Genomic DNA, 9,666 nt, shown 5'->3' with positions numbered 1-9,666 from the left:
TTATTTTCCGCTCCAAGATGCGGCCCGGCTTCCGCTAAAAAGTTCATCCCTTTGCATTAAATTAATCGTCTATAATCGGCCGAATCGGGCAAGTATACTGAGGTTGTACCAGCGACAGGATATTGCGATTCAAGGAGGATGCAGGATGAAGCTCGGCTATCAGACGAATACGTGGGGCGGTGTCGTCGGTCATCCGAACGGCGTTACGTCGATAAAAGATTTGTATTATTTGGCGAACGGCTCGACGGAAGAAGCGCTTGCGGATATTGCCGCGGCCGGATACGAAGGATTCGAGCTGTTCGACGGAAATTTGATGGCGTACGAGAACGAGCCCGACCGGTTCAAATCGTTGATGCGGCAACACGGGCTGCAGTTTATTGGCGTTTATGTGGGGGCAAATTTCATCTACCCGGATATTTGGAAGGACGAGCTGTACCGGATCGAGCGGACCGTGCGGCTGGCGGCAAGCCTCGGGGCCGAACATTTGGTGGCCGGAGGCGGAGCCATCCGGCATGACGGCACGACCGAAGACGATTACAAGCGGCTCGCGGCGGGGCTGGACGAAGTGACGCGAATGGCGGCGAAGTACGGGCTGACGGCCAGTTACCATCCTCATCTCGGCACGATTGTCCAGGCGCCGGAGCAGCTGCGCAAGCTGACGGAGCTAACGGACGTGAAGCTCTGTCCGGACACGGCCCATATTGAAGCGGGCGGCGGCGATCCGCTCGAAACGATTCGCACGTATATCGACCGGATCGAATATGTGCATTTCAAAGACTACCGCAACGGCCGGTTCGTGCCGCTCGGACAGGGAAGCCAGAAATTTTCCGCGATGCTCGACGTGCTGAAAGCGCATCAATACGACGGATGGCTGACGGTGGAGCTGGATTCGTTCCCGAATCCGAAGGAAGGCGCGGAGACGAGCATGCAATTTTTGAAAGGCATTCTATAAAAATATACCCATACATCCAGCAGGGGGTTATCTTCATGAACAAGAAGCGTTCACGTTCGGTCTTTCTGGTCAGCGCCGCGCTGGCCGTCGCGCTGATGTCGGCATGCGGCGCGAACAATAATGCGGCAGGCGGCAGCGAGCCGAACAACGCCGCCGGCAATACGGCGAACGGCGAATCGAACGTCGCTGCGCCGCCGGCGGTGGCCGAGCCGATTATGGTGAATCAGGCGCTGCCGCAGCAGGAAATATTGAGCACGGGGCCGCACGGCGAGGCCGCCGTATCGGCGAAGTCGCTGCAGCTGACGGCCGATGAAGTGAAGCAGATCCAGGGTATGAAGCTGAAGGCGGCGATCGCCATGCACTATGCCGGCAACGACTGGTCCACCGCGCAAATTGCCGGTCTGAAAGACACGTTCGCGAAGATGGGCGTCGAGGTCGTCGCGGTGACGGACGCGCAGTTCAAGTCGGAGAAGCAAGTATCCGATCTTGAGACCGTTATGGCCAAAAACCCCGACATCGTCGTCAGCATTCCGGTCGACCCGGTATCGACGGCGGCGGCTTACAAGCAGGCCGCGCAAGCAGGCGCGAAGGTGGTATTTATGGACAACGCGCCGGAAGGATTGCAGCACGGAACGGACTACGTCAGCGTCGTATCCGCCGACAACTACGGCAACGGCATCGAAGCGGCCCATGTCATGGCGGAAGCGCTGGGCGGCAAAGGCAAGATCGGCGTCATTTATCACGATGCCGACTACTTCGTGACGAGACAGCGGACGGAAGCGTTCGAGAAGACGATCAAGGAGCAGTACCCGGACATTGAAATCGTTGACCGGAGCGGCATCGCCGGCCCGAACGACGGCGAGAAAGTGGCGTCCGCGATGCTCACGAAAAATCCGGACCTGGACGGCCTCTTTGTCGTATGGGACGTGCCGGCCGAAGGCGCGCTGGCGGCGGTTCGCGCGGCAGGGCGCGACGATCTGGCCATCACCACGATCGACCTTGGCACGAACGTCGCCATCGAGATTGCCAAGAACGGCGTCATTAAAGGGCTCGGCGCGCAGCTTCCGTACGAGCAGGGCGTGGCGGAAGCGATTCTGGCCGGTTACGCGGCGCTCGGCAAGGAAACGCCGCCGTATGTGGCGGTTCCGGCCGTGAAAGTAACGAAAGACAACGTGCTTGACGCCTGGCAGCTCGTGTACAGGCAGGAAGCGCCGAACGCCGTGAAAGATGCGGCGGGGCAATAAACGATTACGCATAATTTTTCGCATAATTTTTACAGAAAGCAGGCGATGAAACGATGAAGACATTGAATGTTGGCATGATCGGCGCCGGATTTATGGGAAAGGCGCACTCCTTGTCCTTCGCGGCGATGCCGATGTTTTTCTGGCCGGCTCCCGCCATTCCGGTCCGCAAAATGGTGGCGGACGTGACGGAGGAAGCGGCCGCCGAAGCGGCGAAGCGTCTCGGATTCGAGCTCTACACGGCGGATTGGCGCGAAGTGGTCGAGCATCCGGACATCGACGTCATCGATATCGTGACGCCTAACAATTCGCATGCCGAAATCGCGATCGCGGCAGCCAAGGCCGGCAAGCATATTATTTGCGAAAAACCGCTGGCCCGCGACGCCGCGGAAGCAAAAGCGATGCTGGATGCGGTCGAAGCCGCGGGCGTGAAGCATATGGTCGCGTTCAACTACCGCAGAACGCCGGCTGTCGCGCTGGCGAAAAATATATCGAAGAAGGCGCGATCGGCGAAATTCTCAATTTCCGCGGCACGTATCTGCAAGACTGGTCCGCCGATCCGAATTCGCCGCTGTCCTGGCGCTTCCAGAAAGCGGTCGCCGGCTCCGGCGCGCTTGGCGACATCGGCACGCATGTGATCGATTATGCGCGTTATCTGGTCGGCGAGATCGACGAAGTGATGGCGGAGACGAAGACATGGATTCGCGAGCGGCCGGTGCAGACTTCCGGCGTCGACAAGCTCGGCACGGTAAAAGGAAGCGCGAACGCCGAGAAAAAACCGGTTGATGTGGATGACGAGTTCATCTCGCTGCTGCGCTTCTCGAACGGGGCTGTCGGCAGCATCGAGGCGACGCGCAACGGCTGGGGACGCAACAACTTCCTCACCTTTGAAATTCACGGTACACTCGGCTCGCTCTATTTCAATTATGAAAATCGCGACGAGCTTCAGGTTTTCTTCGCGAACGATCCGGCAGACCGCCGCGGATTCCGCACGATCTACACCGGTCCGGCACACCCGTACGGCGACGGTCTGTGGCCGATTCCGGCTCTCGGTATCGGTTACGGCGAGACGAAGATTATCGAAACGTACGAGTTCTTCAAAGCGATCGCGGAAGACAGCGAAGTGTCGCCGAACTTCCGCGACGGATACCGCATCGCGCAAATTTCCGATGCGATTCTGGAATCGGCCGCGAAGCAGCAATGGGTCAAAGTCGGTTAAATTGCGCCAGTACCGGGTCAGGAGCCGCCTATGGCGGCTCCACCAATTTATAAAGGGTGATGGTGATGTCACGAACGATATTGCGCATGTCGAACATTTCGAAATCGTTTAACGGCGTGCAAGTGCTGCATAACGTCAATTTCGAGCTCCGGTCCGGCGAAGTTCATGCGCTGATGGGCGGCAACGGGGCCGGCAAGTCGACGCTGATGAAAATTTTGACCGGCGTCTACCAGATGGATGCCGGATCGATCGAGATCGGCGGGAAAGCGGCGCATATTCAGAATACGAACGACGCCAAAGCGCACGGCGTCTCGATGATTTTCCAGGAATTCAGCTTGATTCCTACGATGACGGTTGCAGAAAACATTTTTTGAACAGCGAACCGAAGACGAAGCTCGGGCTGATCGACGACGCGGCATGCGTCAGACGGGCGAAGGAGCTGCTGGCGGAACTGAATGTCGATCTTGACCCGGAGACGCCCGTCGAACAGCTCGGCGTCGGCTACTGGCAGCTGACGGAAATCGCCAAGGCGCTGTCCTATGACACCAGCATCCTGATTATGGACGAACCGACGTCGTCGCTGACGAAGAACGAGACGGAATTTTTGTTCGAGCTGATCGCGAAGCTGAAGCAGCGGGGGATCGCGATCATTTATATTTCGCACCGGATGGACGAAATATTCCGCATTTGCGACCGGATCACCGTTATGCGCGACGGGAGGCACAGCTTGACCGACGATTGCGCGAACTTGACGATGGATACCGTCATCGAGCATATCGTGGGCAGTCAGGTCGGCGAAGCGTTCGAGTGGGTGGAACGCCCGTACGACACATCGGGCGAACCGGTGCTCAAGGTCGACCGCCTGACCGCCGGAACCAAAGTGCGCAATGTCAGCTTCGAGGTGCGCCGCGGAGAAATACTGGGAATCGCCGGTTTGATGGGCAGCGGCCGGACGGAGCTGGCACGGGCTCTCTTCGGCATCGATCCGATCGATTCGGGGGAAGTGTGGATTCGCGGGGAGAAGCGGAAGATCCGCAATCCTTCCGACGCCATGGCCGCCGGCGTGGCGCTCGTGCCCGAAGACCGCCGGACGCAGGGGCTCGTGCTTGATCACAGCGTGAAGGACAACATTCTCGTCACGATTTTGTCGAAGCTCCGAAAAGGGGTATTTGTGGATGACCGGGAGGGCAACCGCAGAGCGGAGCAATTCGTACGGAAGCTGTCGATCAAGACGGATAATATTTTCAAAAAGAGCGGGCTGCTGTCCGGCGGGAACCAGCAGAAAATCGTGATTGCCAAATGGCTGGCGATCGAGCCGGATATTCTGATACTCGACGAACCGACCATCGGGGTTGATATCGGGGCGAAGACCGAGATCGTCAAAATCATTCGCGAATTCGCGGACTCGGGCAAAGCGGTTATCGTCATCTCGTCCGAGCTGGTCGAGCTGCTGGCCGTCAGCGACAGGCTGCTGGTCATGCATCAGGGAGAAGTGCGCAAACAATTGAGAAGGCAACAGATCCGCAACGAGGAGGAGCTGCAGCATGCTATCCAAAACATCTGAGATCGTTGGAAAACAGAAGTCGCTCAGCTTCGACTGGCGCAAGTATATGGTCTATATCGCGTTTGCCGTCGTATTTGTCTTTTTTGCCGCGACGCTGTACGACGACGGGTTTCTGACGACGAACAATCTGCTTAATATTATACGGCAAACCGCCATCATCTCCATTATGGCCGTCGCCATGACGTTCGTCATCGGCGCGGCGCAAATCGATCTGTCCGTCGGCTCGATCGCCGCGCTCGCGTCGCTCACTTGCGCGCTGGCGATGGAGTCCGGATTCGGCCTGCTCGGCGGCATCGTGGCCGGTCTCGGAACGGGGGTCGTCATCGGTCTGATCAACGGACTTTTGATCTCGCGGCTGGCGATCCCATCGTTCCTGGTGACGCTCGGCACGATGATCATTGTGAGCGGTGCCGCGATGTGGATCACGAACACCGCGCCGGTGCCGATCCGCGACACGACGTTCACGTTCATCTTCGGTTCCGGCAATATCGGACCGGTTCCGATTCTTCTCGTCTGGATGCTGGTGATCGCCGTTATCGGCCATTACCTGCTGCGCAAAACAGGGTACGGGCGCAGAACGCTGGCTACGGGCGGCAACGAGAACGCGGCCCGGTTTTCCGGCATTAACGTCAGCAACATCAAGCTGTGGGTGATGGTCGGTTCCGGCACGATGGCGGCGCTCGCCGGCATGCTGTATGCCGGCAGAATGAGCTCCGGCCGGTATACCTTCGGCGAAGGCGACGAAATGTCGGTCATTGCCGCCGTCATTCTCGGCGGGACGAGCCTGTTCGGCGGAACGGCAACCGTCGTCGGCACCGTCATCGGCGCCTTGATGATCGGCATGATCAATAACGGCCTCATCATTATGGGGCTGGACGTCAGCCAGCAAAATGTCGTCAAAGGGCTTATTATCATTCTCGCCGTCGCCTTCGGCAAGAAAGCGCTGAAGCGCTGACGAATCTATTTTCATAAGCTAATGAAAAGGAAACGGCCGCGTTCGGAAACGAACCGGCCGTTTTCGGTGTTGCCGCGGCGCATAACGCGCTCGTCACAGCACGTTTTTCAGCTTTCGCACATAACCGGCGCGAATGATCAGGAAGTAGACGATCTGAATCGCGGCGAACGATCCGAGCACGAGCGCCGATTCCTTGACGAGATTCGCGTTGAACGTATTTTGCAGCGTGTTGAGTGCGACCGCGCCGTGTATAAGCGCCACGACGATCGGCACGAAGAACAATAGCCCGATTTGCGTCGATACGATCTTCGACAGCTCCCCTTCGGTCAGACCGAGCTTGGTAATGGCGCGGTACTGGACGCGATCGTGCTCCAGATCGGCATAAAGGCGGAGATACAGGAAGCTGCCGGCGGCGACGAAGAAGACGGCGCCGATGAAAAGGCCGGTGAGCAATATTTGCCCGAACGATTGATGGAGCTGGTTCAGCTCGTAGGCGCGCGCCATGAAGCTGTGATGTTCTCCGTTCCGCTGCAGTTGCTCCATCAACCGCTTGGCTACGGCCAGGGTTGACGGCCAATCCTCCACGTCGTAAACGTACGATATGGAATCGTCGTCCGAAGCCGGCTGCGCCTCGTACGCGGCGTCGGGAACGACGAGCACGTCCGCATACGTGATTTGCGCCAATGATGCGGGCATTGCCGCGTTTTCCCGGATGTCGAGCACAGTGCCGTCCCGCATCGGGAAGCTGTCCGGCATTGGACCCGTCTCTTCTCCGAAATTCACATTTTCGGAATAGAACAGCAGCGCTTCCCGCTCGCCGAGCGTCGCCCGCTCGCCCGTCAGCCGTTCGTAATCCGTCGCCGGAATGAGGGCGAAGCGCCGGACTTTCTCTTCGTCCAGTGCATATTTTTTGCGGATGACATACGGTTTGTAGGCGATGCCGGCTTCCGTCAGTTCGCGTTCGATCAGCGCCGTATGCCGCTCCTGCTCTTTATTTCCGGCGTAAGATTCGTATTTCATGGCGGCGGTCGATGCCGACACGAAACCCGACAAGAACGATTTCAGGCCGACCAGCGTGCCGATGGCGCAGAAGGCGACCGTCGAAATAATCGCGACCAGAAAAAACATGCGGGCATTGTCTTTCATCCGGTACGCCAGATCGGACAGTGTAATCATATTCGTCTTGCTGCGGTACAACGATTGCCTGTTCTTCAATTTGTGAATGATGTAGACGCTGAGCTGCGTGAACAGGAAGTAGGTGCCGACGCTTACGACGAGGGCAACCGGCAGCAGCGCCATTATCACGACGACGCCCTTGACGACGAACGCGGCGATATATCCGGCTGCGAGCAGCGCGGCGGCAAGAATGGCCAGGCCGGCGGAAGCTTTCGGCTCCGGCTTCGGCTTGGCCGAACCTTTCAGCAGATCGATCAATGTGCCGCTGCGCAGAATGACCGCCGTGAACAGCGAGATGAAAACGAACAGCAGCGCGAACGCCGCGAACGTGAACCACGCCGCCCTGACCGGCCAATAGAAGGCGAGAGGCTGTTCCAGCGCCAGAACGGAGGTGCCGAGCATCAGCATCCCTTTGGAGAGCAGCAGCCCGGTTCCGATGCCGGCAATCGTCGAGGCCAGTCCGATTACGACATTTTCCAGAAAGACGAGCCGCCTCAATTGCAGGACCGACATTCCCAGCATCATGACGATGCCGAATTCCTTCTTGCGCGATTTCAAAAAGGCGCTCATCGAATACAAAATAAAGAAGAACGTAAAGATATAAATAATATACTGCGAAACGTCCATGCTCGTCTGCGCGCCTTTACCCCAATTGCCTTGCCCGGAAAAGTCGAGCTGCGGATGGAAGGCCAGCATCGAGTAGACGAAAAATATCATGACCGAGAATGCGCAGCTGAAAAATAGGCGGCATACAGACGCATGTTGCGGAAGACGTTTTTAACCGCGAATTGCCGAAAATTCATCTTCCGTCCCCCCAATGGCGGACAATACGCCCATAATTTCCTGGAAAACATTTGCCGGCTGCCCGACTTCCGCAGCTCCCGATAAAGCGCCCCGTCCTTGATGAAAATGACACGGTCGCAATAGCTGGCCGCTTGCGGGTCATGGGTAACCATCATCATCGTCGCTCCTTCTTCGCGGTTCAGCATCTGCAGCGTCTCCAGCACGTCCTTCGCCGCTTTCGAATCGAGGTTGCCTGTCGGCTCGTCGGCCAATATAAGCTTCGGATCGTGAATAATGGCCCGCGCGATCGCGGTGCGCTGACTTTGGCCGCCCGATATTTCATAGGTCCGCTTGTTCAAAATATGGGCGATGCCGAGCTTCTCCGCAATCCGGTGCACTCTTGCGTCCTGCTCCTTAACACTGACGTTGTCGAGCGTCAGCGGGAATATAATATTTTCCTTGACCGTCAACGTTTGCAGCAGATTGAAGTCCTGAAAGACGAATCCGAGCTCCCGCCGCCGGAAGAGCGCGAGCTGCCGCTTGTTCATCCGGTTCGTCTCCTTCCCGTCGATGATCACTTGCCCGGAAGTGGGCTTGTCGATCGTGGAGACGACGTTCAGCAAGGTCGTTTTGCCGCTTCCCGACGGTCCCATAATGCCGACGAACTGTTCTTTCGGCACCGTCAGGCTCAAATTGGACAGCGCCTGATACGCGATTTTGCCTTCATAGACTTTGGATACGTTTCGTACTTCCAGCATGGTTCGATACACGCTCCTTCTAGCTTTCGGTTTACGGACCGTTTGCTTATAATGTACCTGTTCGGAAGGATACGAGCCATCGAACCGGCTTACAGAAACCTTTCAATTTTGCAAGGAACGTTAAACCGTTATTTCGCTTGGAGGTAAGCCGTGTTCGCTCGAAGTAAGCCGTGTGCGCTCGAGGTAGCCGTGATCGCTCGAAGTAAGCCGTGTTCGTTCGAAGTAAGGCGTGTACGCCCGAGGTAAGCCGTGTTCGTTCGAAGTAAGGCGTGTTCGCTCGAAGTAAGGCGTGTTCACTCGAAGTAAGCCGTGTTCGCTCGAAGTAAGCCGTGTGCGCTCGAAGTAAGGCGTGTTCATTCGGAGTAAGGCGTGTTCGCTCGAAGTAAGCCGTGTACGCTCGAGGTAAACTGTATCACTCGAAATAAACCGCATTCGTTCGTAATAAATTCTATTCGCCAGTTAGGAGGTGTGGATGGAATATGAGGGAACTCGTGGGGGAATGCGAGGTCTGCCGCAAAGAAATTTACTGCGAGGACGGATTTCTGAACGGCAGACTCGATGAAGGCGGACGGCTCACATGCTTTACATGCGCGGAAGCGCCAGCCGCACCGGACTCACCGGACGCGCCGGACGACCCGAACGTAAGTGAGCCGAACGCGCCGGACATACCGGACACATCGTACGACCCGAACGTACGGTGAGCCGAACGCGCCGAACATACCGGACACATCGGATGATCCGAACGCACAGACGCACCAGGCGCACCGGCCGCATCGAACGCACGGGACGCACCGGACGACCCGAACGTACAGTGAGCCGAAACAAAGTGGCTGTCCCTAATGTTCATGGCCCATTTGTTAGCATAGTGTGCGAGGGAGTATTCGTGAAGTTTCTCCGGCTCAAAACCAATACTGCAAAAGTGCAGCTTTTTCCCCCTATTGACAGCTCGGACGCTCAAATTCCTGCGATAATACAGTATTTTTGGCCTCCAAGCGACATGTAAGGCGGAAGTGATCAA

The 9,666-nt window shown here is 57.3% G+C and carries 7 protein-coding genes and 2 pseudogenes; 7 read left to right on the top strand and 2 right to left on the bottom strand.

Annotated elements, in window-relative coordinates; translation table 11 throughout:
• Positions 1-145 precede the first annotated feature (145 nt).
• From PACILC2_RS21570 to PACILC2_RS21550, 6 genes and pseudogenes are all read left to right on the top strand, one after another.
• The gene (locus tag PACILC2_RS21570; protein ID WP_213530774.1) at positions 146-952 is read left to right on the top strand and encodes a sugar phosphate isomerase/epimerase family protein; all 807 of its coding nucleotides are present in this window, start codon (positions 146-148) and stop codon (positions 950-952) included.
• Between the two features lie 35 nt (positions 953-987).
• The gene (locus PACILC2_RS21565; protein ID WP_062493650.1) at positions 988-2,196 is read left to right on the top strand and encodes a substrate-binding domain-containing protein; all 1,209 of its coding nucleotides are present in this window, start codon (positions 988-990) and stop codon (positions 2,194-2,196) included.
• Positions 2,197-2,249: 53 nt separating this feature from the next.
• Positions 2,250-3,412: pseudogene (locus PACILC2_RS21560) on the top strand (levoglucosan dehydrogenase).
• Positions 3,413-3,477: 65 nt separating this feature from the next.
• Entirely contained in the window at positions 3,478-3,786 is a 309-nt protein-coding gene (locus PACILC2_RS27420) for an ATP-binding cassette domain-containing protein (protein ID WP_244863716.1), read from the top strand.
• Positions 3,783-4,976 carry a sugar ABC transporter ATP-binding protein gene (locus tag PACILC2_RS21555; RefSeq protein ID WP_244863715.1) on the top strand — a complete coding sequence of 398 codons (1,194 nt, stop codon included), beginning with the start codon at positions 3,783-3,785 and terminating at the stop codon, positions 4,974-4,976. The genes PACILC2_RS27420 and PACILC2_RS21555 overlap by 4 nt, the downstream gene beginning before the upstream one ends.
• Entirely contained in the window at positions 4,957-5,931 is a 975-nt protein-coding gene (locus PACILC2_RS21550) for an ABC transporter permease (protein ID WP_062493644.1), read from the top strand. Before PACILC2_RS21555 ends, PACILC2_RS21550 begins: the two co-directional genes overlap by 20 nt.
• Before the next feature lie 93 nt (positions 5,932-6,024).
• Here PACILC2_RS21550 and PACILC2_RS21545 read toward each other — a convergent pair whose 3' ends face one another.
• Positions 6,025-7,824 carry an FtsX-like permease family protein gene (locus PACILC2_RS21545; RefSeq protein ID WP_213530772.1) on the bottom strand — a complete coding sequence of 600 codons (1,800 nt, stop codon included), beginning with the start codon at positions 7,822-7,824 and terminating at the stop codon, positions 6,025-6,027.
• A 60-nt stretch (positions 7,825-7,884) separates the two neighbouring features.
• Positions 7,885-8,648, bottom strand: a pseudogene (locus PACILC2_RS21540) (ABC transporter ATP-binding protein).
• Between the two features lie 479 nt (positions 8,649-9,127).
• Here PACILC2_RS21540 and PACILC2_RS21535 point away from each other — a divergent pair.
• A complete protein-coding gene (locus PACILC2_RS21535) occupies positions 9,128-9,349 on the top strand; it encodes a hypothetical protein (protein WP_213530776.1) in 222 nt (73 codons plus the stop codon).
• Positions 9,350-9,666: the final 317 nt, after the last annotated feature.

Origin of the sequence: Paenibacillus cisolokensis (genome assembly GCF_018403665.1) — a bacterium.
In the GTDB taxonomy this organism is placed as follows: Bacteria; Bacillota; Bacilli; order Paenibacillales; family Paenibacillaceae; genus Paenibacillus_AH; species Paenibacillus_AH cisolokensis.
This window is presented reverse-complemented; position numbering and strand designations above follow the sequence as displayed.

Bases quoted from the DNA above. Each gene is read 5' to 3' on its own strand.
- PACILC2_RS21535 (WP_213530776.1), top strand. From the start codon at position 9,128: ATGAGGGAACTCGTGGGGGAATGCGAGGTCTGCCGCAAAGAAATTTAC.
- PACILC2_RS21570 (WP_213530774.1), top strand. From the start codon at position 146: ATGAAGCTCGGCTATCAGACGAATACGTGGGGCGGTGTCGTCGGTCAT.
- PACILC2_RS21545 (WP_213530772.1), bottom strand. From the start codon at position 7,824: ATGATATTTTTCGTCTACTCGATGCTGGCCTTCCATCCGCAGCTCGAC.
- PACILC2_RS27420 (WP_244863716.1), top strand. From the start codon at position 3,478: ATGTCACGAACGATATTGCGCATGTCGAACATTTCGAAATCGTTTAAC.
- PACILC2_RS21550 (WP_062493644.1), top strand. From the start codon at position 4,957: ATGCTATCCAAAACATCTGAGATCGTTGGAAAACAGAAGTCGCTCAGC.
- PACILC2_RS21565 (WP_062493650.1), top strand. From the start codon at position 988: ATGAACAAGAAGCGTTCACGTTCGGTCTTTCTGGTCAGCGCCGCGCTG.